At 29.9% G+C, this 25469-nt stretch carries 35 protein-coding genes; 3 read left to right on the plus strand and 32 right to left on the minus strand.

Features of this window, described 5'->3' with window-relative positions; all coding sequences use genetic code 11:
• Positions 1 to 9 precede the first annotated feature (9 nt).
• A complete protein-coding gene (locus NQ543_RS11220) occupies positions 10 to 618 on the plus strand; it encodes an IS3 family transposase (RefSeq protein ID WP_259935295.1) in 609 nt (202 codons plus the stop codon).
• On the opposite strand, the gene NQ543_RS11225 is transcribed toward NQ543_RS11220, so the two are convergent.
• The 6 genes from NQ543_RS11225 to cdaA form a co-directional block, all read right to left on the minus strand.
• A complete protein-coding gene (locus tag NQ543_RS11225; RefSeq protein ID WP_004610114.1) occupies positions 611 to 1423 on the minus strand; it encodes a reverse transcriptase domain-containing protein in 813 nt (270 codons plus the stop codon). The genes NQ543_RS11220 and NQ543_RS11225 overlap by 8 nt on opposite strands.
• A 453-nt stretch (positions 1424 to 1876) precedes the next feature.
• Positions 1877 to 3064, minus strand: coding sequence for a sensor histidine kinase (locus tag NQ543_RS11230; protein ID WP_230197305.1), 1188 nt, complete (start codon positions 3062 to 3064; stop codon positions 1877 to 1879).
• A gap of 122 nt (positions 3065 to 3186) precedes the next feature.
• Entirely contained in the window at positions 3187 to 3840 is a 654-nt protein-coding gene (locus NQ543_RS11235; protein ID WP_004610112.1) for a response regulator transcription factor, read from the minus strand.
• Between the two features lie 100 nt (positions 3841 to 3940).
• Positions 3941 to 5290, minus strand: coding sequence for a phosphoglucosamine mutase (glmM, locus tag NQ543_RS11240; RefSeq protein ID WP_004610111.1), 1350 nt, complete (start codon positions 5288 to 5290; stop codon positions 3941 to 3943).
• Between the two features lie 12 nt (positions 5291 to 5302).
• Positions 5303 to 6718, minus strand: a complete 1416-nt coding sequence (locus NQ543_RS11245; RefSeq protein ID WP_039904397.1) for a CdaR family protein — start codon at positions 6716 to 6718, stop codon at positions 5303 to 5305.
• Positions 6702 to 7520: a diadenylate cyclase CdaA gene (gene cdaA, locus NQ543_RS11250; protein WP_230197304.1), complete on the minus strand. Its 819-nt coding sequence runs from the start codon at positions 7518 to 7520 to the stop codon at positions 6702 to 6704. The genes NQ543_RS11245 and cdaA overlap by 17 nt, the downstream gene beginning before the upstream one ends.
• A 198-nt stretch (positions 7521 to 7718) precedes the next feature.
• On the opposite strand from cdaA, the gene pduL reads away from it, so the two are divergent.
• Both pduL and NQ543_RS11260 read left to right on the plus strand, forming a co-directional pair.
• Positions 7719 to 8291 (plus strand): phosphate propanoyltransferase, encoded by a 573-nt coding sequence (pduL, locus tag NQ543_RS11255; protein WP_004610108.1) that lies wholly within the window; start codon positions 7719 to 7721, stop codon positions 8289 to 8291.
• A 71-nt stretch (positions 8292 to 8362) separates the two neighbouring features.
• Positions 8363 to 8998, plus strand: coding sequence for a DUF4230 domain-containing protein (locus NQ543_RS11260; RefSeq protein WP_004610107.1), 636 nt, complete (start codon positions 8363 to 8365; stop codon positions 8996 to 8998).
• Between the two features lie 8 nt (positions 8999 to 9006).
• On the opposite strand, the gene NQ543_RS11265 is transcribed toward NQ543_RS11260, so the two are convergent.
• The 26 genes from NQ543_RS11265 to rplE form a co-directional block, all read right to left on the minus strand.
• Entirely contained in the window at positions 9007 to 9282 is a 276-nt protein-coding gene (locus NQ543_RS11265) for an HU family DNA-binding protein (protein WP_004610106.1), read from the minus strand.
• A gap of 68 nt (positions 9283 to 9350) precedes the next feature.
• Positions 9351 to 10382, minus strand: coding sequence for a threonine aldolase family protein (locus NQ543_RS11270; protein ID WP_039904394.1), 1032 nt, complete (start codon positions 10380 to 10382; stop codon positions 9351 to 9353).
• A gap of 10 nt (positions 10383 to 10392) precedes the next feature.
• Positions 10393 to 11223 (minus strand): MurR/RpiR family transcriptional regulator, encoded by an 831-nt coding sequence (locus NQ543_RS11275; RefSeq protein WP_039904393.1) that lies wholly within the window; start codon positions 11221 to 11223, stop codon positions 10393 to 10395.
• A gap of 32 nt (positions 11224 to 11255) precedes the next feature.
• The gene (locus NQ543_RS11280; RefSeq protein WP_039904391.1) at positions 11256 to 12164 is read right to left on the minus strand and encodes an alpha/beta hydrolase; all 909 of its coding nucleotides are present in this window, start codon (positions 12162 to 12164) and stop codon (positions 11256 to 11258) included.
• Positions 12157 to 13359, minus strand: a complete 1203-nt coding sequence (locus tag NQ543_RS11285; RefSeq protein WP_039904389.1) for a hypothetical protein — start codon at positions 13357 to 13359, stop codon at positions 12157 to 12159. Before NQ543_RS11285 ends, NQ543_RS11280 begins: the two co-directional genes overlap by 8 nt.
• A 182-nt stretch (positions 13360 to 13541) precedes the next feature.
• Positions 13542 to 14273 carry a tRNA pseudouridine(38-40) synthase TruA gene (gene truA / locus NQ543_RS11290; protein ID WP_004610101.1) on the minus strand — a complete coding sequence of 244 codons (732 nt, stop codon included), beginning with the start codon at positions 14271 to 14273 and terminating at the stop codon, positions 13542 to 13544.
• Positions 14273 to 15073, minus strand: a complete 801-nt coding sequence (locus NQ543_RS11295) for an energy-coupling factor transporter transmembrane component T family protein (protein WP_004610100.1) — start codon at positions 15071 to 15073, stop codon at positions 14273 to 14275. Before NQ543_RS11295 ends, truA begins: the two co-directional genes overlap by 1 nt.
• On the minus strand, positions 15066 to 15917 hold the full coding sequence (locus NQ543_RS11300; RefSeq protein WP_004610099.1) for an energy-coupling factor transporter ATPase: 852 nt from the start codon (positions 15915 to 15917) through the stop codon (positions 15066 to 15068). The genes NQ543_RS11295 and NQ543_RS11300 overlap by 8 nt, the downstream gene beginning before the upstream one ends.
• Positions 15893 to 16723 (minus strand): energy-coupling factor transporter ATPase, encoded by an 831-nt coding sequence (locus NQ543_RS11305; RefSeq protein ID WP_039904386.1) that lies wholly within the window; start codon positions 16721 to 16723, stop codon positions 15893 to 15895. Before NQ543_RS11305 ends, NQ543_RS11300 begins: the two co-directional genes overlap by 25 nt.
• Before the next feature lie 90 nt (positions 16724 to 16813).
• Positions 16814 to 17176 (minus strand): 50S ribosomal protein L17, encoded by a 363-nt coding sequence (gene rplQ, locus NQ543_RS11310; protein ID WP_004610097.1) that lies wholly within the window; start codon positions 17174 to 17176, stop codon positions 16814 to 16816.
• Positions 17177 to 17208: 32 nt separating this feature from the next.
• On the minus strand, positions 17209 to 18153 hold the full coding sequence (locus NQ543_RS11315; protein WP_004610096.1) for a DNA-directed RNA polymerase subunit alpha: 945 nt from the start codon (positions 18151 to 18153) through the stop codon (positions 17209 to 17211).
• A gap of 47 nt (positions 18154 to 18200) precedes the next feature.
• Positions 18201 to 18593 (minus strand): 30S ribosomal protein S11, encoded by a 393-nt coding sequence (gene rpsK, locus NQ543_RS11320; RefSeq protein WP_004610095.1) that lies wholly within the window; start codon positions 18591 to 18593, stop codon positions 18201 to 18203.
• 20 nt (positions 18594 to 18613) lie between these two features.
• Positions 18614 to 18979, minus strand: a complete 366-nt coding sequence (rpsM, locus tag NQ543_RS11325) for a 30S ribosomal protein S13 (RefSeq protein WP_004610094.1) — start codon at positions 18977 to 18979, stop codon at positions 18614 to 18616.
• Positions 18980 to 19005: 26 nt separating this feature from the next.
• Complete coding sequence (gene rpmJ / locus NQ543_RS11330; protein ID WP_006505646.1) at positions 19006 to 19119, minus strand: 50S ribosomal protein L36; 114 nt, start codon at positions 19117 to 19119, stop codon at positions 19006 to 19008.
• Between the two features lie 31 nt (positions 19120 to 19150).
• Positions 19151 to 19372, minus strand: coding sequence for a translation initiation factor IF-1 (infA, locus tag NQ543_RS11335; protein ID WP_003536851.1), 222 nt, complete (start codon positions 19370 to 19372; stop codon positions 19151 to 19153).
• 19 nt (positions 19373 to 19391) lie between these two features.
• Entirely contained in the window at positions 19392 to 20138 is a 747-nt protein-coding gene (map, locus tag NQ543_RS11340) for a type I methionyl aminopeptidase (RefSeq protein WP_004610093.1), read from the minus strand.
• A complete protein-coding gene (locus tag NQ543_RS11345) occupies positions 20138 to 20785 on the minus strand; it encodes an adenylate kinase (RefSeq protein WP_004610092.1) in 648 nt (215 codons plus the stop codon). The genes map and NQ543_RS11345 overlap by 1 nt, the downstream gene beginning before the upstream one ends.
• Positions 20786 to 20808: 23 nt before the next feature.
• Positions 20809 to 22110, minus strand: a complete 1302-nt coding sequence (secY, locus tag NQ543_RS11350; protein WP_004610091.1) for a preprotein translocase subunit SecY — start codon at positions 22108 to 22110, stop codon at positions 20809 to 20811.
• A 1-nt stretch (position 22111) separates the two neighbouring features.
• Positions 22112 to 22552 (minus strand): 50S ribosomal protein L15, encoded by a 441-nt coding sequence (gene rplO, locus NQ543_RS11355; protein WP_004610090.1) that lies wholly within the window; start codon positions 22550 to 22552, stop codon positions 22112 to 22114.
• A 13-nt stretch (positions 22553 to 22565) separates the two neighbouring features.
• Positions 22566 to 22748 (minus strand): 50S ribosomal protein L30, encoded by a 183-nt coding sequence (gene rpmD, locus NQ543_RS11360; RefSeq protein ID WP_004610089.1) that lies wholly within the window; start codon positions 22746 to 22748, stop codon positions 22566 to 22568.
• A 13-nt stretch (positions 22749 to 22761) separates the two neighbouring features.
• Positions 22762 to 23325 (minus strand): 30S ribosomal protein S5, encoded by a 564-nt coding sequence (gene rpsE, locus NQ543_RS11365; RefSeq protein ID WP_004610088.1) that lies wholly within the window; start codon positions 23323 to 23325, stop codon positions 22762 to 22764.
• A gap of 12 nt (positions 23326 to 23337) precedes the next feature.
• Positions 23338 to 23694, minus strand: coding sequence for a 50S ribosomal protein L18 (gene rplR / locus NQ543_RS11370; RefSeq protein WP_004610087.1), 357 nt, complete (start codon positions 23692 to 23694; stop codon positions 23338 to 23340).
• A gap of 21 nt (positions 23695 to 23715) precedes the next feature.
• On the minus strand, positions 23716 to 24261 hold the full coding sequence (gene rplF, locus NQ543_RS11375) for a 50S ribosomal protein L6 (RefSeq protein ID WP_004610086.1): 546 nt from the start codon (positions 24259 to 24261) through the stop codon (positions 23716 to 23718).
• Positions 24262 to 24291: 30 nt separating this feature from the next.
• Positions 24292 to 24687 (minus strand): 30S ribosomal protein S8, encoded by a 396-nt coding sequence (gene rpsH, locus NQ543_RS11380; protein WP_004610085.1) that lies wholly within the window; start codon positions 24685 to 24687, stop codon positions 24292 to 24294.
• 33 nt (positions 24688 to 24720) lie between these two features.
• The gene (locus NQ543_RS11385; protein ID WP_003536834.1) at positions 24721 to 24906 is read right to left on the minus strand and encodes a type Z 30S ribosomal protein S14; all 186 of its coding nucleotides are present in this window, start codon (positions 24904 to 24906) and stop codon (positions 24721 to 24723) included.
• A 16-nt stretch (positions 24907 to 24922) separates the two neighbouring features.
• A complete protein-coding gene (rplE, locus tag NQ543_RS11390) occupies positions 24923 to 25462 on the minus strand; it encodes a 50S ribosomal protein L5 (RefSeq protein WP_039904377.1) in 540 nt (179 codons plus the stop codon).
• Between the last annotated feature and the right edge of the window lie 7 nt (positions 25463 to 25469).

The raw sequence follows: 25469 nt of genomic DNA on the forward strand, positions 1-25469 counted from the left end.
GGAAACATAATGAGGGAAAACAATATTAAAGCTCATTATATCAAACCATATACAATAACAACAAAAGACTGTGATTTTTCAAATAAACTAAAAAATATTCTAAACCGAGATTTTAATCCAAAAGCACCAAATCAGGCATGGTGTACTGATATAACATATATCTGGACAGCAGATGAAGGATTTGTATATTTAACCAGTATAATGGATCTCTATTCAAGAAAAATAATAGCATGGACATTAAGCAAAACATTAGAAGTAGATGAAGTATTAAAATGTCTGGAAACAGCTAAAAAAAGAAGAAAAAGCGCAAAACCAATAGTAATCCATGCAGATCGCGGAGTGCACTATACATCGAAGAAATACAAAAGATTAACTAAGCAGATGAAAAGAAGCTATTCACAAAAAGGAACACCGTGGGATAATGCGTGTATAGAATCATATCATGCATTGATAAAAAGGGAATGGCTGAACAGATTTAAGATTATAAATTATAATCATGCATATAAGCTGGTATTTGAATACATAGAAGGATTTTATAATACAATAAGAGTACATTCACATTGTGATTATAAATCACCTAATGAATATGAGCATGATTATTTAATTAGTATCAATTAATTAAATTTCTTACATTTATGTGGTCCGAAATCTTGACATAGTACCATATATTTGATAATAATGGGCTGAGTGGCCCACCTTGGGGTACTCCTTTTGTAGTTTCTTCAAACTTATGTTTTACTATGACTCCTGCATTGAGATATTTATGTATGAGTGATATAACTCTTCCGTCTTTAATAGTTTGTGACAATATCTGTATAAGTCTTGAATGGTTGACTGTATCAAAGTACTTCTCTAAATCTAGGTCTACTGTATATCGATATCCTTCATTGGCGTATTCGACTACTTTTCTTACTGCTTGATGGGCATTTCTTCTTGGTCGGAACCCATAACTATTGTCACTGAATTGGGGTTCAAATATTGGTGTCAGTACCTGTACTATCGCCTGTTGTATGACCCTATCCGTCACTGTTGGAATTCCTAACTCTCTTTTCTTTCCGTTATCTTTTGGTATTTCTACTCTTTTAACGGCTTGTGGACTATAATGTCCCTCCATGATAAGTTTCTTTAGATAAGACCAGTGTTGTGCGAAATGCGTACGAACTTCTGCGACTTGCATTTTATCTACACCACCACTTCCCTTATTACTCATAACCCTTTGGATTGCCTTTTCTATATTGGCATCCTCCATAATTGTTTCAAGTAACTTCTCATGTACTACAAATCTATTGGTGTTCTTCGTATGTGATATCTCTTGTTTTGATGTAGGATACACTTCTCCACTATTGTCGTATCCCGTACTATCTTCATAGAGTAAGCCTAATGATAGTTGACAGTATCCTATTTTATCTTGAGTATCTTTCATTTCCAGTTCACCTCCTTATGTTCGGTCCTTCGCTAGATAACCATTACAGTTATCATCATCACTACTATGACCTCGGCTGACTTCCTAGGACAAACGTTTCCACCATGATTACATTTTCATCATGTTCCTAGGACCTCCCACGGTAAGACATAACACTTTCATCCTATGTACCCACTATCTTTACACTGCTTATTCCGTCGTACTATTGGACTTCGATTTGTTTAGCAATCTCATCCGATAAGCTTCTGCCTAAAATAGTTCGTATTCCTTGGGTCAGGACTTTGCCTCCAACTTCCTCCCGTTCACACCTTACGATGGATACCTTGTCTTCGGCTAGTGGTTGGTAGTACGAAACCCCCACAGTGGACTTTCACCACCTAGTCTTATGTCATGCGTGGCACACTAAAATAAAAGAAAGTAGCTATTACTTTCTTTTTCTATTATATTAAATTATTATTCAATGTTTTTTTCAATAATAAAACTTACACCAACTTCTTGGTTAACTGCTTTTACATTATATCCATACATTGTACATGTTTTATGAACAATTGATAACCCTAATCCAAATTGCCCTTTAGTACCTTTTTCATATGGTTGGAACAAAGCTTCTATATTATCACTATCAATTGGTTCTCCATCATTGTATATTTCTAAATAATCTTCTTTTAAAACAATTTTTATTTTTTTATTTACATAACGATATGCATTTTCAATTATATTTTCAACACAAATGCGCCAACATTCTTCATCTCCTTTAAACGAGATGTCTTTTAAATCTGTTTCTATTTCTATTTCTGGATGCATTCCTCGTAGTTGAATTGTAATGTGTTCAATTAATTCCTCCATGTTTACATTATTATTAGTACTTTCATTACTTAAAAAGTCCAATCTATTTAAATATAATAAACTTCTAACTTTATTATCCAATCGATCTGCATTTTCAATGATAACATCCATTGAAGAATTTTTATCACCATATGGATATATATCATCTTTAACACTTTGCGAATATGATTTTATTAGAGCTATTGGTGTCTTTAAATCATGGGAAATATTATGAATCATTTCTTCTTTTATTTTACTTTGACGATTTATTTCTTCTTTCATCGCAATAAGTTCATCAGATACTATTCCGATTTCATCTTTACGGTTAATTTTTAGTTCACTTTCTTCATCATTTCTAATATCTTCAATATATTTTCTAATTTGCTTTAATGGTTTAATCAAACTACTTACCCATAAAAAAATCACTACACCTACTATTACAAACGTAATATACAACGTATTTATTATTTGTTGTCTAATTGCTGAAATTAAATTAGCTGAATAGTCACTATAAGCTAACGAAATTACATAAGTATTTGTATCTTTTTTTGTTATTTGAAAATAAATAGCTGTTTCTGCATACTCTTCCTTTCCTTGAATTTTTTCTTTATTATCTTCAATCATGTCTGTCAAATAACTACTGAAAACATAACTTAAATTTTTTGCCTCAGTATATGTAATATTACCAGATGGAATTATTAAATTGTTTTTTACATCATATGTAAGATGATATATTTGTTTATCTGAAGATTTTTCTATGGGATTATAATCATAATCGATATAGCCACGTTGAGCTATTTCTAGTGTTTGAAACATTTGTTTATCAATAACATTTGAAAGATTTTTATTTATAAGCGGTACAACTATTATAAGAACAGCTAAAGATATAATAGAAAATATTAAAATTAATTGCCGTTGGAGTGAGAATTTTTTTAACATTAGTCTAAACGATAGCCAAATCCGTAAATTGTACGAACATTAATTTCTGGCATTTTCTTTCTCAGTCTTCTTAGTGTATCATCAACAACGCGATCACTACCATAATAATTTTCATCCCAAACCTTATTAAGTACTTGTTCACGTGATATAGCTAACCCTTTATTAGTAATAAAATAAACTAATAAATCATATTCTTTAGTTGTTAAAATAATTTCATTTTCATGATTAAATACTCTTCTTTTTTCTAAATCTATATCATATCCATCTAACTTAATTTTTGATGGATCATCATACGATCTTTTTATTAAATTATTAATTCTTAAAATTACTTCTTTAATATTAAATGGTTTTGTAATATAGTCATCAGATCCTTTTTCTAAACCAATAATACGGTCAAATTCTTGATCACGGGCTGACATAAAAATTATTGGCATTTTAGGTCTAATACTTTTTATCTCATTAAATAATTCAAAACCACTTGAACGATCTAACATAATATCAATTAACCATAAATGTACATCATCATTTTTATGCATTAATGCTTCGTCATATGTATAAAAAGAATATACGATATATCCCTCTTTTTCTAAATATGTTCTTACTAAATCATTTAAGTTCTTCTCATCATCTATTATATTTATTTTAAACTGCATACATTTCGCCTCACTTTAAGATATATTTTATACTTTATATCCTTAATATATATAAAATATTGCCATATTACATGGCAATATTGTGTGATATTATGTTATTTTATCTTTTTATAACAAATCCTTTTTCAATCATCTTATCGACAATTTTATTAACATATTTCAGACATTTTTCATCTGTATCTGCTTCAACCATAACTCTGACTACTGGTTCTGTTCCACTTTCACGCACTAACACACGACCATTATCTCCTAAAGATGCTTCTACTTCAGCAATTACCGCTTTTACGTCTGCATCTTGTTGTGCTTCTTTTTTATCTCTTACTGGAACATTTTTCATTAACTGTGGATAAATTGTAACTGGTTCAATTAATTGTGCAATTGTTTTTTTGCTCTCAATTACAGCTTCCATAACTTTTAATGAAGTTAAAATTCCATCTCCAGTTGTTGCATGTTTTGAAAAGATAATATGACCAGATTGTTCACCACCAAGTACATGACCATTTTTTACCATATTTTCATTTACATATTTATCGCCAACAGCAGTTTTTTCATATTTTATACCTTCTTTATCAAATGCTTTATATAATCCTAAATTTGACATAACTGTGGTAACAACAGTATCATTTGCTAATTCACCATGATCTTTTAAATATTTACCACAAACATATAAAATTAAATCACCATCAATTACACGACCAAATTCATCGACACAAATACAACGATCAGCATCACCATCATAAGCAAAACCAATATCTAATGCATTTTCTTTAACATATTGTTGTAAAACTTCAATATGTGTAGAACCACAATTAGTATTGATGTTTAATCCATTAGGATCACTATTAATTACAAATGTTTTAGCACCTAATGCGTCAAAAACACTTTTTGCAATAGCGCTACTTGCTCCGTTTGCACAATCAAGCCCTACTCGATAATTTCTAAATGCTCTTGTTGGAATTGACATTAAATAACCAATATAACGATTACGTCCAATTGAATAATCTAATACACATCCTATTTCATCTTTTGTTGCATATGGCAATTCATCAATTAAACCATCAATATATTGTTCAATTAAATTTTCAATACTAGCATCTAACTTATGACCATTACCATCTAGAATTTTTATTCCATTATCATAATATGGATTATGTGAAGCTGATATCATGATACCACAATCAAACTCTTCACTAGTAACTACATATGATACTGAAGGAGTAGTAGTTACATGTAATAAATAAACATCTGCGCCACTTGCTGTAAGTCCTGATACTAATGCATATTCAAACATATAAGAACTTCTACGTGTATCTTTTCCAATTACCACTTTTGCTTTTCCATTTTGAGAATAATACCATCCAAGATATCTTCCAACCTTATATGCGTGTTCAACTGTCAAATCTACATTTGCTTCTCCTCTAAATCCATCTGTTCCAAAATACTTACCCACTATTTTATCCTCCTATTTTTTTAAAGTTATTCTTATTTTTTCTGGTGAAAGTAATCTATAGTTTAAGTAACTTTTACTTGTACTTAAATCTACTTTAACAGTATTAATTCCACTTTTCAAGTTTTCTACGTCAATAGTTGCATTAAAATCATTAGCCAAGACATTATTCAATAATTCTTCTACTCCCTCAACTTCAATAGAAACTTTATCAGATTCATTTGCAAAAACAACTTGATAATCATGATTGTTATTAATCACATTTATAGGTATATCAGTAATTGTTTTTTTAATTGCAGGTGAAACTTTTAATGAAGCATCAACTGTATCAAAAGATAACTTATTAATTTTTTCTATTCCTGCAATTGGTAATTTTTCATAAGTTTTATCACCACTTAATCCCGATATATCAATCATAACATATACGCTATTTATACTATTAAGTAATTCTTCTTTACCATATATTCGAACTTTATCTTTAGACAACGTGATTTCTTTTAAACCATACCCATTTTCAAACCGTCCCACATATTCAGGTACAATGGAAACTTCTTTACTGTATGAAGAAACATCACATTGAACGTGCACGGAATCAGGAATAATTTCTACATCTAATTTTTTACCACTTCGATCATATGCATATATTTTAGCATCTTGTTCAAATGATTTATTGATACCACTTAAATCAATATTAGCTTTAACTGTGTTTATTTTTCCTATTATATCCTGTGACCCGCGGATTTCTACTTGCTGATGTTCCATTGATTCTACTGATACTGAATATTTACTATCTATTTTATCTTCATTAATAAAATCATATCCTAATTCAAATGTTTCAGTATATTTCTGTGTAATTTTAACATTTACGGTTTGTGGCACAATCATTACTTGTAAATTAGTAGGAAATCCTTCACTCTTTAATTCAATTGTATGATCACCCTCACCAAGGCTTGAAAAATCAGCAATTATTTTATAATTCTTTGATATCTTTGCTGTATAAATATCTAATGATGGTCCAACTAATGCCACATTTACTGTTTCCGGTAATCCTACTACATCATAATCATCTTGTAATCCTCTTACACTAATTTTTACATCATATATATAATCTCCCCCATTAGGTGTAGAGAAGATATTATTAATATTTCCATTAATAGTGAATAATAGTACTATTGCTATTATAAAAGATAATATCTTCATTGAAAGATTGGATTGTAACATACGATCTAAAAAAAGATTTAAAGAATTTACTGCTTTATATATAAATTCAAATGACTTATTTTTTACATTTAATAATTCTTCATTAGGTTTTATTGATGACTGTTTTTCAGATTTTTTATTTTCAGATTTTTGACGATTTATAAAATTTAAAAAGAAATCTGTAGTCGTATCTTTTTTTATTGATGGTTTTTGATTATCTTTTTTTGACATCATTTTCACCACCTTTTTCTTTTGTTTTAAACCAATTTAATTCATTAACTAAAGATGCACGTAATTCTTTTCGGGGTATTTTACGTAATTTACCATCTTTAGCAAATGATATAGTTCCCGTTTCTTCTGATACTACAACAGTTAAAGAATCAGTTATCTCACTTATTCCAAGGGCTGCACGATGCCTTGCTCCATATAATGGACTAAGCTCTTGATTAGTAGGTGGATAAAAAGCTGCAGCACAGACTACACGATCATCTTTGATAATTGTTGCGCCATCATGTAACGGTGTTCCTTCCCAAAATATTGTTGTAAAGAGCTCTGATTTTATATCAGCATTTATTCTAGTTCCAGTATTTATATAATCAATCAAAGATTGTCCACATTCAAATGTAATTAATGCACCTGTTTGGTCTTCAGATAATTTAGTTATTGCGCTAACTAATTCATCCATTAATCTTTCCTTTTCATCATCCGATAAATTTTCATGATTAGGCTCTAATTTAGTTCGTCCCATTTTTTCTAATAACCCTCTAATTTCAGGCTGGAATACAACAATAATAGCAACTACGCCCCATGTTAATACAATATCTACTAGATAATCCATTACACTTAATCCTAATAGACTAGTAAACATTTTTAAAATCAGTATTAATAGAACCCCTTTAAACAATTGCATAGTTCGCATATTTTGCTTCATCATTGAAATTAACACATAGATTACATACCATACTAATATTAAGTCAATAACTGTCCTAAGGACATTAAGTATCGAACTTAAACTAAATGTAATTGTTGTCATTATCATACCACCCACTTTCACGATTTATTATAACATTATCATATTCAAAATAAAAATCATTTAGTGTATATTTAATTTTCTTTAATATGATAAATTATTTCTTTTTTGACATTATATAGCTTTTTTTTATTTTTTTTTTAATTTTCTTGAAAATAATGTTAAAAGGAGTAATATATATATAGAAAAAAGGAGAATATTATGGATAAAAAATTTATCGTTGAAACCTCAGCAAGACATATTCACTTATCAAAAGAAGATTTAGAAACATTATTTGGAGAAGGATATCAATTAACAAACAAAAAAAACTTATCTCAACCAGGGCAATTTGCATGTGAAGAAAAAGTTACAGTTGTTGGTACTAAAGGAGAACAAAAAATGTCTGTTTTGGGACCCGTTCGTAAAGCTACTCAAGTTGAGTTGTCTTTAACTGATGCTCGTTCATTAGGACTTAAAGCTAGTATTAGAGAATCAGGTGATATTGAAGGAACTGAAGGATGTAAATTAGTAGGTCCTGCAGGAGAAGTAGAACTTTCTTGTGGTGTAATTGCTGCAAAAAGACATATTCATATGACACCTGCTGATGCTAAAGAATTCGGTGTTGTTGATAAAGAAATTGTTAGTGTTAAAATTGATACTGATAATCGTTCATTAATCTTTGGTGATGTTGTTTGTCGTGTAAGTGAAAATTATGCTACTGCAATGCATATTGATACAGATGAATCTAATGCTGCTGGGTGTGGTAGAGAAGTATACGGAACTATTGTTAAATAAAAAAGCCTTTTGGCTTTTTTATTTTATTAACATATTGTCGAATTATGTTATAATGTTCTCAGGTGATAGATATGAAACTACTTGATACTCTCGGTAAAACAAAAAAAGCAATAGGAGGAATTATATTAATCCTATTGATTACGATATTAATCTTTTTTGCTGGTACAAGATATGCTAAAAGAAATAGTAATCCAGAAATTACTTCAACCAGTTTAACTCAACAATTGCAAGAAATTGAAGAACTTGCTACTATGTCATATAATTATACTAAAGTTGGTGAATTTTCCGACAATCTTAAGTTTAATGGTTGGGATATTCCACTTACTGAAAAGAGCTTTTTAATTACTTATGATGGTAAATTGAAAGCTGGTATTAAAATGGATGAAATCGAAATAGCTATTAATTCAAACAAAATCATTGTCTCAATTCCTGAAATTGAAATATTAAGTAATGAAATTGATGAAAATAGTATTGAAGTCTATGATGAATCTAAAAATGTTTTTAATCCTATCTCGATAAATGATTATGCTACTTTTGCTAAAAAGCAAAAAGAAATGGTGGCTGAAGAAGCAATTGAAAATGGTTTATTAAGTGAAGCGGCTACTAAAACTCAAGATGCAATAAAAAAATATTTAAATGCTATTCCTAATATTAATGAAAATTACACTATTGAAGTTAAATTTTTAGAAACAAAAAATGGTCAATGACCATTTTTTTATTTATTTACCGCATTTTTTAAAGCACTACTAGCTTTAAATGCTGGAGCTTTACTTGCTGAGATAGTCATTGTTTCTCCAGTTCTAGGATTACGCCCTGTTCTTTCTCCTCTTTCTCTAATTTCAAAATTTCCAAATCCTTTTAATGATACTTTTTCACCTTTTACTAATGCATCTGTTACTACTTCAATAAATGAAGTGATAACTTTATCTACATCTGTTTTTGTCATATTTGTGTTTGAAGCAATTGCTTCTACTAATTCAGTTTTATTCATCTTAATTTCTCCAATCTTTTTATTATAGGAAATAGTCCTACATTCATTATATTACTTATCATTATTGATTACAAGTTATAATCTTTTGTATATTGTTTGACAGTTTTTATAAAATTGTCAACATCTTTTTTTTGGGTAGCCCATGATGTGACTAAACGTATACAGTAATGATTTTCATCAATTTTATTCATTACATTAAAAGAGTAATTACGTTGTAATTTTGTTATTAAATCTTTTGGTAAAATCGGAAATACTTGATTGCTTGGAGATTCAACATACATATCATAATCTTTAAGTCCTTCTCTTAAAATATCAGCCATTTTATTTTCATGAATCCCAATTTCTAAATAAAGATTATTACTAAATAATTCTTTGAATTGTGCCCCTAATAACCAGCCTTTTGCTAGCATAGCGCCTCTTTGTTTAATATTATATCTAAAATCATTTTTTAAGTCATCGTTTACAATTACTAAACATTCTCCAAATAATGCCCCCATTTTAGTTCCACCTATATAAAAAGCATCACTATAATTAGATAAATCTTTTAATGTAGGTGTTCCTTTTATTGCTAATGCACTTCCAAGTCTAGCTCCATCAACATATAAATATAACTGATTTTTTTTACAGAAATAATAAATTTCTTTTAATTCATTTAGTGTATATACAGTTCCATATTCTGTAGTCTGTGAAATGTATACCATCTTAGGTTGTACCATATGTTCATCTTGGTGTTCTTCAATTATTTTTTTTATTATTTCTGTAGTTAATTTTCCATCTTTATGTACTTTAGTAAGCACTTTATGTCCTGTAGCTTCAATTGCTCCTGTTTCATGAACATTTATATGTCCACTATCTACAGCAATTACAGCTTGATATGGTTTTAATGCTGAAGCAATAAATGTTGCATTAGTTTGTGTTCCTCCTACAAGATAATGTATATCAACATTATCATTTTCCATTTGCTTTTTTAAAATATTTGTTGTTTCATAACAATATTGATCTAATCCATATCCAGTATTTTGTTCATTGTTTATTTTTGACAATGCCTCTATTATTCTATAATGTGCTCCTTCACTATAATCATTTGTAAAACTATACATTATTATCCCCCTATCTTCTTGGATATAAAATTCCATAACGAACATATAATAAATCAAAATATGTTTTCATTGTTGTTGTTCCAGATAAAGATGATTCCGTAAAATTACTTTCTTGTCCATGAACAAGAAATGTTCGATCAGCTAATTTAATTACTTCACTTTGCTCATTCATCGTTATTAAAATTACTTGGGCACCTCTATTTTTAATTGATTTAACTAATTCCCCTACTGGCATCATTCGCGCTCGCACAGATAATACAATTGCAACACTATTTTTATCTAATAACTCAATTCTTTGACTATCATCTCCACGATCAGCAAATGCATACGAAAACTTTCCTAACTTCACCAATTTAAATTGAATATCGGAAGCTAATATTTTATTGAATTGAAATCCAAAAAAATGTAATTTTTTTGCATTATATATAATATCACACAAGTGATCTATTTCGTGAATATTGACATATTTTTTACTTTCTTTTAATGAATTAATAGATAAGTCATATACCATATCTACACATTTTGAAGGTTCGTTATGGATTTTACCTAAATCTTGTGAACTTAATTTTATTTCGTGATTTGCTTGTCTTAAACCTGATTCTACTTCTTTTTTAAATTCCGCAAAATTATCACATTTTAAGGCTTTACAAAAACGAGATATTGTTGCTGGTGATGTATAACATAAATCAGCTAGTTCATTAATGCTTATATTTGGTATTTTTTCAATATTATTTAATACTTGATAACATATTGTATAATATATACCTTGACTGTATGATGCATTTATATATGTTAATAAATTATATAAAATATCTACCTCAGTATTTCTTTTAATGTTCAAAACCTCACCTCCATACAATATTATTTTGTTACTTAATCATTTACATATTCAAAAATAAAATTTTTTAATGTATTTTTAAAATCATCCGTTTCTTTTAATTCGTATAAATAGCGTTCATCTTTTAGAACAAATAGTTCTTTGTTTCCACGATTAGCATTATACAAAGGATATACCATATCTAATGGTACAAAGTCATCATTTTTCATATGAATGAATAACGTTGGTATGTCATTATGTTTTAACATTAAAGGGTATGATTCTTTGATATTAATCTTTATTTCCTGTTTAATTTTATGTCGAATCATTTGGATAGTTGGAAATTTTATTACTTTATAATCTTTAACAATTCGATAAGCTAATATATCATATACACTAGTATATGCTCCATCACTAATGATTGCTTTTACATTTTTTAATAAATGTTTACTAGCTGCTTTTAATATTGTATTTGCTCCTGCTTCTTTTCCATATAAAATAATTTGATGATCTTTACCATATTCTTTTAATAGATATTCATTCCAACAAACCAAATCATTTACATCTTTTATACCTAACCCCCGTATATAACCGTCACTTTGCCCATGTGCACAAGCGTCTATTAGCAATATATTCCATGAAGGATAACGTTCTTTAAAAAAAGGAACATATAAAGACATATCTTTCGCTTCTAATGCAAAAGGATGTAAAATTATTAAAGTTTTTGTAGCACTTGTTTCTTCAACTAAAATTCCTCTTAATCGAATATCTTGTTTATTCTTTATATATATACTTTTACTTCTATATTTTGTTTCTAAAATACTTGGTTTATCATCATCTTTATGATGACGATATATTATTGATTTAACAGTTCGATTAACAAACATATTTAAAGCTCCTGCTCCTGATGCTAATCCCGCTAAAACTGCTAAAGAAGTAACTACTTTTTTTCCTTTATTATTCATTTTTTCCATACTCCTTATAATTTTCCATTAATAATCTATTTATATTGCTTACTTGCTCAAATGAGCTTAAGCGATATTCATCATGCTCCATTCTACCTGCATAAAATCTAATGGCTTTTTCCAATTCTTCTCGTATTTTTTCATGATATTCTTTAGGAAATGTTGAAATTGGAAAACAAACAAAAACAAATGTATTATAGTCTTTCGAAAATAAATTAATTAATAAATCATATCCTTCGCTTCTTACTATTGAATTACCGATTGCTAATTGTAAATCATGATTTGCAAATGTTAACATATCATTCATGACAAATCTTATTACATCCATTGATGCTTCTTTAAATGCTTCATGATCACTTTCAAAAATAGCTTTTAAATATGCAACTACAATATTTTTATCTTTATTATTATCTTTAAGATAATTATCTACATATTTAAAAATTGCCTTAGTTACTCTATAATGAGATAATACTAAATTTCCAAAATCAGTCATGATTGCAAAAGCAAATCTTTGAGATGTACATAACTTCCAAATTGCTTCCAATAAATATTCTTTAACTTGATCATAAAAAACATCAAGTTTTTCAAAAACCATCCTAATAATTCTTCTAAAATAATATAAATGAAATTGATATTGAGTATCTAAATATTTTGCCGTCGTTCCATCCCATTCATATTCATATAAAATTTTATCAAGTAATAAATTAACTGAATCAATAAATTTTCTATAATTTTTCATTTTCATTAGCTTTTCTAAATATGGCATAAATATTTCATAAAATTCATCTATTGTTTCTTGATTAATACCTCTATGATATTCTAAATAATCAAGGATATTTCGATAATCTAAAGGTTCTAACATTATTTCTGTGTTTTTACTATCAATATATTCTTGGAAATCATCACATTTTAAAATCGTATGATATTCATTAATATATAATATTTGTTTTAAAGCATCTTTAGTAATATATTCTTCTTCCTGTTCATGAAGATCCACTGAAAACACACTTTTTATTTCTGAACCAGAATAATCTAATGTTAAAAATACATTAATCTCTCTAAATTGAATATCTCTAATATAGTAATGAAATTTATGTTCATATTGTTTTGTTTGAACACAACTATGACATCTATATTTTCCCTGATAATTACTTTTATGTTCTTCTAAATATTTGTGAATACAGACATGCATCATATTTTCACCCCCCTTATAGGAATATTTTACCACTTATAATAAAATATTAAAACTAATAAAAATATCAACTTTATATATTAGTTTTTTGTTACTAATTGAGAGTTATAATTAAATTATATACATTATTTTTAGATAATATGCCTTTTCATTTATTATAATTAAATTTTTTGTATTTAAAAATTCTAATCATAAAATACCTCATATAAATATAATCCTTGTGGTTTTGCTTTAAATAAGCATTTTTCTTTACCTTTACTATCTAAAAATTCTTGTAATCTTTTTTTTGTTATTCTTTTAGCACCGACTTGTATCAAACCACCGACAATATGCCTTACCATATAACGTCTAAAACCGTTTCCAACTATGGTAAATGTTATAATTCCATTGTTATCTTCGATTAGTATTTTATATAATTCTCTAATTGTATTACCATATTGATCATAACTACAAAAAGATGCAAAGTCATGCTCTCCTATAAAAATATTTGCAGCATCTTTCATCAATTCTAAATCTAAGGGTCTACCATATTGATATATATAATTTGTTTCAAAAGGACTATACTCTTTTGTACTTAATAAATAACGATACTCTTTTTTTGTTGCACTATATCTACTATGAAAATCCTCGCTTACAAATAACGAATCCAATATATATATATCATTTGGTAAAAAATGATTTATTGCTCTTTTCCATTGTTTTTCAGGCATCTGTCTTAATGTATCAAAATGAAAAACTTGTTTATTTCCATGTACTTTGGCATCAGTTCTTCCTGAAGCATGAATTGTTACTTCTTCTTCACAAATCTTTTTTAATGCTTTTTGAATTTCTCCCTGAACAGTTCTTAATTTATTTTGAATTTGAAAACCATAAAATTTACTACCGTCGTAACTAACTATACATTTTACTCTAACCATTACAATATAAAACTAAGTGTTATAACACATCCTGATACTATAGCTGTAATGATGAATGCTAAAGTGTCAGTTCTCCTCCATTTTAATGTTTTATAACGTGTTCTTTTAGCTTCTGGGTTATAGTTACGACTTTCCATTGCATTTGCTAAATCTTCTGCACGCTGAAATGCTGATATAAACAATGGTATAATCAGTGAAATAATAGCTTTTATTTTATCCGTTAATTTCCCCTCGCTAAAATCTACACCTCTACTTGCTTGTGCCTTCATTATTCTTTTAGCCTCATCTAATAAATCAGGAATAAATCTTAATGCAATCGAAATCATCATTGCAAGTTCATGAGATGGAAACCCAATTTTTTTTAATGGATTCAAGAGAGCTTCAATTGCAAGTGTAAGATCCAATGGCTTTGTTGAAGAAGTTAAAATTGTAGTCATAGTAATAATTAAAACTAATCTAATAAAAATATATGCTGATTGTAATAATGCATCAGAATATATTTTTATAAAACCAAGACTAACTAACAGTTCCCCTGTTTTAATTAAGAAAATATTAAATATCATTAAAAATAACATCATAAATAACATAGGTTTAACTGCTTTTAATATGTGCTTTAAGTTAATATTTGAAATAATTGTTGTGCCTATTGTAAATATAGCCATAATGGCATAGCCTATTGATCCTGCATCAAAAAATATTGCAATTAAAAATATTAATAATGCTAATATTTTTAATCTTGGGTCTAATTGATGTATTGTTGAGTTAATTGGTATATATTTACCAAATGTAATATTATCCATTTAACTCACCTCCAATGACATTTATAAGTTCATCAATATCTTTAATTGATGAATTAATATTAAAACCGCCTTTATTTAGTTTTAAAATAAAATCTGTAATAATTGGTAAATCAATTCCTAATTCATTTAAATACTCACTATCTTTAAAGATATTTGCAACAGAATCATGTCTTTCTACTTTTCCGTGATTCATAACAACAACTTCATCACAATATTGCAAAACATGATTCATATCATGAGTTACAAGAATAATTGTTTTACCAGATTTATTTATTTTCTTAAACAAATTCATCATTTCATTCGCCCCCTGTGGATCTAATCCTGCAGTTGGCTCATCAAGAATTAAAATATCCGGATCCATTGCTAAAATTCCTGCAATTGCAACTCTTCGTTTTTGCCCACCTGATAAATCAAATGGTGATTTGTCTAAATATGTTTCATCTAAACCTACAATGTTTATGACTTTTTTTGAAATTTGCTTGGCTTCATCCTCGCTAATTCCAAAATTTATTGGTCCAAAAATAATATCTTTTTCAATCGTTTCTTCAAATAATTGATATTCAGGAAATTGAAAAACTAACCCCGCTTTTTTTCTTAACATTTTAAGTCCACTAGGCTTATTTGCTGATGTAATTACATAATCATCAATTTCAATATTTCCACTGCTTGGAAGAAGTAGTGCATTAATATGTTGGATCAATGTACTTTTGCCACTTCCAGTTTGTCCTATAACTGCTGTAAAGCTACCGTTTTTAATATCTAAATTTACCCCTTTTAAAGCATGATAAGCAAATGGTGTACTTTCACTATATATATGCTCTACTTCTTTGAATGTAATTGACATAACTCTTTTACTAATTCCTCCATATCTAAAGTTCTACTAGTTTCAATATTTAACTTTCTTAAACTATTTGCTACCTTTAAAGCAAAAGGAATATCTAACTCATATTTGATCAAAATTTTTTCATCACTTAATATTTCTTGAGGTTTTCCAATTGCCATAACTTTACCGTTATTCATAACAATAATACGATCTGCATTTTTAGCTTCTTCAATATCATGAGTAATTGATATAATGGTCATTGTTTTTTCTTTATTTAATTTTCTTACTAAATTATTTATCTCACGCTTTCCTATAGGATCTAACATACTTGTTGCTTCGTCTAAAATAATTATTTTAGGATTCATTGCTAATATACCAGCAATCGCAACACGTTGTTTTTGACCTCCAGATAATTTTATTGGCTCATGATCTAAGAAATCTTGCATATCAACTTTACTGGCATAATTATTTATTATTTCGTCCATTTGATTTTGCGGAACACAATTATTTTCTAAACCAAACGCTATATCGTCTCGAACAGTGGCTCCTATAAATTGATTATCAGGGTTTTGAAATACAATTCCAATATTATCGCGAACTTTATATAAGTTTTCTAAAGTTAATTCAACTCCATTAACAATAATTGTTCCTTTTAATTTTTCCAATAATCCAATAATTAGTTTTGCTATTGTACTTTTACCACTACCGTTATGACCCAATATAGCAACATATTCCCCTTCAAATATATCAAAACTTATATTATTTATCGTTCTTATACCCTCTCTATATTCAAATGATAAATTTTTTATCTCAATGATCTTTTTCATCTCTTCACCACCTATCCTGTTTTTTATAATTCTATATTCAATGAATATTTTAGTCAAGTAAAAGAAAAAGACCCTAGGGTCTTTAAGTTATTAAATTAATGTTATGATTGCCATTGGGGCATTGTCACCTTTACGATTGTAAGTTTTTAAGATACGTGTGTATCCTCCTTTTACATCTTTATATTTAGGTGCTACATCATCAAATAATTTTTGTACAGCAGTTTTTCCTGTTGATTCATCAATTACATTATGTAATACAGCAGCAGCTTGACGTCTTGCATGTAAGTCGCCACGTTTACCTAAAGTAATTAATTCTTCAACAACAGAACGAACTTCTTTAGCTCTAGTTTCTGTTGTTTCTAATTTACCATACATAATTACTTCTGTTGCTAGAGAACGTAACATTGATTTTCTAATGTCAGAAGTACGTCCTAATTTTCTATTTTTAGCCATGAGATTAGTGCTCCTTCCTTCGTATTTGCGAATTAATCAATAGGTTTAAACCCTAACCCTAATTCGACTAATTTTTCTTTTACTTCTTTTAATGATTTCTTACCTAAATTTCTTACTTTGATCATATCATCTTCAGACTTAGCGGCAAGATCTTGAACAGTTTGAATACCTGCTCTTTTTAAACAATTGTATGAACGTACAGATAGATCTAATTCTTCAATTGTCATATCTAATACTTTATTACTTGTATCATTTTGAGCTTCAGACATAACCTCCATATTGACTGCCATATCTGTTAACTCTACAAACATATTTAAATGTTCCACCAAAATCTTAGCAGCTAGTGAAATAGCTTCATAAGGTTTTAATGCACCATTAGTTTCTATTTCTAATGTTAGTTGATCGTATTTTGCACTTTCACCAACTCTTGTTGGTTCAACAGCATAAGATACACGTTCAACTGGTGAAAAAATTGAATCCGTTGGAATAATACCAATTGTATTAATATCTTTCTTATTTTGATCAGCGCTTATATATCCGCGATCTTTTTTTGCATATAATTCCATGTATAAGTGAGCACCTTGAGCAACATGAGCTATTACTAAATCATTTGAGATCATTGTTACTTCAGAAGGGCATTGAATATCAGCACCTGTTACAGTAGCAGGTCCCTCAACATCAATAATCATTGTTGCCGATTCATCACTATCTACATCAAAAACTAACTTTTTAAGATTTAAGATAATTGATGTAACATCTTCGACAACACCATCAACTGCAGAAAATTCATGAATTGCTCCTTGAACTTTAATTGCATAAACAGCAGATCCAGGTAAAGAAGATAAAAGAACTCGACGAAGTGAATTCCCTAATGTTGTTCCAAAACCTCTTTCTAGAGGCTCAATAACAAATTTACCATAATTATCTGTTTCATCATAATTAGCTATATTAAAATTTGCCTTTTCAAACTTTTGCATTTTTTCCCTCCTCACTAGGAATTATTATTTTTTTGATCATACAATAATTATCCACGAGGACGTTTTGGTGGACGACATCCATTATGTGGAATTGGTGTAACATCGTTAATTGAAGTTACTTCTAATCCAGCAGCTTGTAAAGCTCTCACTGCTGCTTCACGTCCTGGCCCAGGACCTTTTACACATACTTCTACAGATTTTACTCCATGATCCATAGATGCTTTTGCAGCTGCTTCAGAAGCCATTTGAGCTGCAAATGGAGTAGATTTTCTAGAACCTTTGAATCCTAATGCTCCTGCACTTGACCATGTTAATACATTACCATGTTCATCAGTAATAGTTACAATAGTATTATTGAAAGTTGAATGAACATGTGCTACACCTTTTGCAATATTTTTCTTTACACGTTTTTTTCCGCGTACTTGTTTTACTTTTGCCATTTCTAGTTCAACCTCCTATCCTATTTTTTCTTTCCTGCTATTGGCTTTGCTTTTCCTTTACGAGTACGAGCATTTGTTTTAGTTTTTTGACCACGTACAGGAAGGCCTTTACGGTGACGAATTCCTCTATAACTTCCGATTTCCATTAAACGTTTAATATTTAATGCTACTTCACGACGAAGATCACCTTCAACTTTAATTGATTCTACTTCTTTTCTAATTTTACCAATTTCATCTTCAGTTAAATCTTTAACTCTAGTATTTTCATTTATACCAACTTTAGCTAAAATTTCTTGTGCTGTTGGTTTACCAATACCATAGATATAAGTTAATGAGATAACCACACGTTTATCACGTGGGATATCAACTCCAGCAATACGAGCCATTTTATTTCCTCCTAATTAACTACTAATTAACCTTGTCTTTGTTTGTGTTTAGGGTTTTCGCAAATAACCATTACGCGCCCTTTTCTTTTGATTACTCTGCATTTATCACAGATTGGTTTTACAGATGGTCTTACTTTCATCTTGTCTACCTCCTCCTGGAAGATTTAAGTTTTATTTATGTCTAAATGTAATTCGCCCACGTGTTAAATCATATGGAGAAATTTCTACCGTAACCCTGTCCCCCGGTAAAATGCGAATGTAATGCATACGGATTTTACCAGAAACGTGAGCAAGGATTTCTACTCCATTTTCTAACGCTACTTTAAACATTGCATTTGGTAATGTTTCAAGTACCGTTGCTTCTACTTCAAGAACGTCATCTTTCTTTGCCATAGATCTCAACTCCCTTTTATTAAAGTTTTGTCAAAATTTCATACCCATTATCAGTAATAACGATTGTATGTTCATAATGTGCCGCTAAAGAACGGTCTTTTGTTACAACAGTCCAATTATCTTGTAACACTTCTGTTTCACATCCACCTAAATGAGCCATTGGCTCAATTGCAAGTGTCATCCCTGCTTTTAATCGTGGGCCACGTCCTGCCTTTCCATAATTTGGAACAGGTGGATCTTCATGAACTTCACTACCAATTCCATGTCCAGTATAATCTAGAGGAGTAGTGCATCCATGTTCTTCAAGATAAACATATATTGCATGAGAAATATCTGATAAACGATTTCCAGGTTTTACCTGTTTTAATCCAGCATATAGAGAACCTTCACATACTTCCATTAGATGTTTTGCTTTATCACTTATTTTTCCAACTGCATAAGTCCATGCGCTATCGCCATGATATCCTTTGTAGCAAGCTCCTACATCTACTGAAATAATATCTCCTTCTTTTAAAACTTGATTACTCGGTATTCCATGGACAACTACTTCATTTACCGAAGTACAAACACTATTTGGAAATCCATATAAATGAAGGAATGAAGGAGTTGCATTATTGTCACGAATCACTTTTTCACAAATTTCATCTATTTGCTTAGTTGTGATTCCAGGTACAATAACTTCTTTAAGTTTTTCATGTACTAATGCAACAATTCTTCCTGCTTCAGCCATCAATTCAATTTCTCTATGATCTTTAGTAACAATCATTATTTAACCCCCAGGCTAGCTTTGATATCCTTAAAGACGTCTTCCATAGATTGATCACCATTAATATTAGTGATTTGACCTTTCATTGTATAATAATCAATTAATGGTCTAGTTTGTTTTTCATAAGTATCAAGTCTAACCTTTACAGCTTCTTCACTTTCATCAGGTCTTTGATACAACTCACCACCACAAGCATCACAAACTCCTTCAACTTTTGGTGGATTATATTCAATGTGGAAGCTTGCTCCACATTCTTTACAAGTTCTTCTGCCAGAAAGTCTTGGAACTAAACGATCAAGTTCGATATCTAGATTAATAACTGCATCAATATTAAATTTAAATTCTTTTGCAATACTTTCTAGTTCTCTGGCTTGAATTATTGTACGAGGGAACCCATCAAGAACAAATCCATTTGGAAATTCATTTTCTTGTAAGTACTCTCTTACCATTTGAATAGTATAATCATCAGGAACAAGGTGTCCAAATTGCATAAAATATTTTGCAATAACACCATATTTTGTTTGTTCTTTAAGTGCTTTTCTAAAAATATCACCTGTAGAAATATGAGTAAGTCCATACTCTTTGACTAAATTTGCAGCTTGAGTACCTTTACCAGCTCCAGGTGGACCCATTAGGATAATATTCATGTATACGCGCCCTCTTTCTTATACTATCTTCTAATATAACCGTGATATTCTTTTCTAGTTATATGTGTTTTAATTTGTCTTACTGTTTCTAACGCTACTCCTGTTACGATAATTAATCCGGTACCACCAAGTGATAATGATGCATTAGCAGTTTGTGACCAGATAATAGGTGTAATAATTGGAATAGCTGCAATAATACATAATGATAATGAACCAACAACTGTGATTCTATTTAAAACTTTTTTAATATATGCTTTTGTATCTTCACCAGTTCTAACACCTGGTATAGAACCACCATTTTTCTTTAAATCATCACTAATTTTTTCTGCATCAATTTGTAAATTTGAATAGAAAAATGTAAATCCAATAATCATTAAAATGTATAATACAAATCCCACTGGTTCTTGATAATTGAAAATTGTATTAATCCAATTTGTAACATCACTAGTTTCCATAAAGCTAACAATTGTTCTAGGTGCTGCTAATACAGAAGAAGCAAAAATTACAGGAATAACACCTGAACTATTAATTTTAATAGGCATATGTGTTTGATCCTTTGTTCTCATTGTTGTATTAGAACTTGTTGCATAAATTATTGGTATCTTTCTTACTGCACCTTCATTAAATACAACGAAAATTACAATTGATAGATATACAATCACAAATAATGCATACCAACCAATTCCTAACCACATATCAATAGCTTTACCACTAGTATCAACTAAATTATTAAATGTTGTAATAAAACTTGTAGGTAAGTTAGATACAATACCTGTAAAGATTAATAATGAAACTCCATTACCTATACCTTTATTTGTTATTTGATCCCCTAACCATACAGCTAACATACTTCCGGCTATCATAATAATGACAACATAGATATATGTCCAAATACTTGGTTCAGATAAAATATTATATCCAGTATCAAAAGCGTATGTTAATACGCCACCTTGTAATGCTGCTAAAAATAAAGTTACATATCGCGTAACACGATCTTTTTTCTTTTTCCCTGTATTTCCTTCTTTACGCCATTGACTCAAAACAGGAATTACATCCATAGATAAAAGTTCAATAATAATCGAAGAAGTGATATAAGGTGATACCCCAAGAGAGAACAAAGAAAATCTTTCTAAAGTTCCCCCACCAATTAAATTCATAATCCCAAAAATTCCATTAGTTGCATCACTAGCGCTCAATGCACCAGTGTTGACACTAGGAATAGTAATTGCAGCACCTAAACGGTATACAAATAATATTCCTAGCGTAAAAATTACTTTTTGGCGAAGTTCACCCTTTTTGAAAACATTTTTCAAAAACGTAAACATCTTAAATCACCTCAGTTTTTCCACCAGCAGCTTCAATTGAGGCAACAGCCGATTTAGAAAATTTATGTGCTTTAACTGTAATTGCTTTTTCTAATTTACCATTACCAAGTACTTTTACACCATTTAATTCTTTTTTAATAATTCCAGCTTCTTTTAATGTCTTTGGACAAACCACTGTACCTTCTTCAAATGAATTCAATTGTTCTAAATTAACAATTGCATATTCTACTCTATTAAAGTTTGTAAATCCACGTTTTGGTAAACGCATAAATAATGGAGTTTGTCCACCTTCAAATCCTGGTTTCTTTCCACCACCAGATCTTGCACCTTGTCCTTTTTGACCTCTACCAGCAGTTTTACCAGTACCAGAACTTGTACCTCTACCAACACGTTTTCTTGCTTTACGTGCACCTTCAGTGTATTGTAATTCGTGTAGTTTCATCAGTTACACCTCCCTATTTTTCTTCTACTTTAACTAGGTGTTCAACAACTTTAATCATACCTTGAATAAATTCGTTGTTTTCTTTTTCTACAGTTTTATTTAATTTTGTTAAACCTAACGCTTTAAGAGTAGCCCTTTGTTTTGGTAAACGACCAATTGGACTTTTAACAAGCGTAATCATAACTGTTTTTGCCATTCTTTACGCCCTCCTATCCAAAAATTTCTTCAACTTTTTTATCTCTTAATTCAGCAACTTGGTTTACAGTTTTTAATGAAGCTAACCCTTCCATTGTAGCTCTAACCATATTAATTGGTGTTCTAGAACCTAATGATTTAGATAAAATATCAGTATATCCTGCTAATTCTACAACAGCACGAACTGGTCCCCCAGCAATAATTCCAGTACCTTGAGAAGCAGGTCTAATAAATACTCTACCTGATCCATAAATACCAGTTATATCATGAGGAATTGTTCCATGAATTAAAGGAACATTAATGATATTTCTTTTAGCATTTTCAGAAGCTTTTCTAATTGCATCAGGTACTTCATTTGCTTTACCAGTACCAAAACCAACTCTACCTTTTCTATCTCCGATTACAACTAACGCAGCAAAACGGAATTTACGTCCACCTTTAACTACTTTAGTTACACGGTTAATAGTAACAACACGTTCTTCAAATTCTTTTTCTTCTCTTCTAGTTCCATTGTTTCTTTGACCTTTTTTAGGTCCGTTGTTTCTTGGTCCATTGTTTCTTGGTTTACGTTGTTCCATATTGACCTCCCTCTAGAATTCTAATCCAGCCTCTCTAGCAGCTTCAGCTAGGGCTTTTACACGACCATGATAAACATATCCACCACGATCAAATACTACTTTTTTAATATTTTTTGCAAGTGCTGCTTCAGCAACAGCTTTACCTACTGCAGTTGCAGCTGCGATATTAGAACCGTTTTCTAATTTCATATTAACACTTGATGCACTAGCTAAAGTTACGCCATTTACATCATCTATGACTTGTGCATGAATATGAGCATTTGAACGGAACACGTTTAATCTTGGACATTCAGGAGTTCCACTAATTTTAGCACGAACTCTAGCATGTCTTTTTAAACGAACATCATTACGAGATTGTAATTTTGACATCTTATTTTGCTCCTTTCAAAACTACTTCTTACCAGCAGTTTTTCCTTCTTTTCTGATGATTCTTTCATCAACATATTTAATTCCTTTACCTTTATAAGGTTCAGGTTTTCTTACTTCTCTAATTTGAGCAGCAACTTGTCCAACACGTTCTTTTGAGATTCCAGAAACAACAATTTTAGTATTTGATGGAGTTTCAATAGTAACTCCTTCTTCTCCTTCGATTTCAACTGGATGAGAATATCCAATATTTAATACTAACGTATTCCCTTTCATTTGTCCACGATATCCAATACCAACAATTTCTAATTCTTTCTTGAATCCAACGTGTACACCTTCAATCATGTTTGCAAGTAATGCTCTTGTTGTACCATGTAATTGTTTATGAGTTTTTTGTTCAGTACTTCTAGCAACAGTAATTACATTTTCTTCTTGTTTAATTGTAATCACCGGTGAAAATTGTCTTACTAAAGTCCCTTTTGGACCTGTAACAGTTACTGTATTATCAGCAGCGATGTCTACTGTAACTCCTTCAGGTACATTAATAATTTTATTACCGACACGTGACATCAGTTTGCACCTCCTGAATTATTGTTTTTATTACCAAATATATGCTAGAACTTCTCCACCGACTTGTTTAGCACGAGCTTCTTTATCAGTCATTAATCCTTGAGAAGTTGATAAAATTACAATTCCTAATCCATTTAATACTTTTGGGATTTCATTTACTTTTGCATATACACGTAATCCTGGTTTAGAAATTCTTTTTAAATCTGTAATTACACGTTCATTTCCTCTATATTTTAGAGTGATAACAATGTTTTTAATTGGACCTTCGCCCTCAACTTTATATCCTTTTATGAATCCTTCATTTTTCAAAATCTCAGCAATATCTACTTTTAATTTTGATGCAGGCACCATTACTGTTTCATGGTGTTGTCTATTTGCATTACGGATTCTTGTTAACATATCTGCAATTGGATCTGTCATAACCATTTGCTAAATCCTCCTTCCATCTGGATAAAATTACTACCAGCTTGCCTTTTTAACACCTGGAATTTCACCTTTGTAAGCTAATTCGCGGAAGCAAATTCTACAAAGTTTAAATTTTCTAATTACTGAATGTGGTCTTCCACAACGTTCACAACGTGTGTATTCACGCACTTTGTATTTTTGAGGACGTTGTTGTTTCACCTTCATTGATGTTTTTGCCATATTCCGTGAGTCCTCCTTATTTCTTGAATGGCATTCCTAATTGTGCTAATAACTCATGACCTTCTTCATCAGTTTTAGCAGTAGTTACGAATACAATATCCATTCCTCTTAATTTATTTACTTTATCGAAATTGATTTCTGGGAAAATTAATTGTTCTTTAATACCTAAAGTATAATTTCCTCTTCCATCAAATGAGTTATTTGATACACCTCTAAAATCTCTTACACGTGGTAATGAGATATTAACTAATTTATCTAAAAATTCATACATTCTTTCACCACGTAAAGTTACTTTACATCCAATTGGAGCCCCTTCACGTAATTTGAATCCAGCGATTGATTTTTTAGCTCTAGTGATAACTGGTTTTTGCCCACTAATTAATGTTAATTCATTTACAGCTTCATCTAATAATTTAGAATTAGACACTGCATCACCTACACCAATATTTAAAACAATTTTTTCAATCTTAGGAGCTTGCATTTTTGAAGAATAATTGAATTTTTCCATTAAAGATTTAACCACTTCGTTTTGATAACGTTCCATTAAACGGTTCATTCTTTAT

It is taken from the genome of Thomasclavelia spiroformis DSM 1552 (assembly GCF_025149465.1).
Lineage (GTDB): Bacteria > Bacillota_I > Bacilli_A > Erysipelotrichales > Coprobacillaceae > Thomasclavelia > Thomasclavelia spiroformis.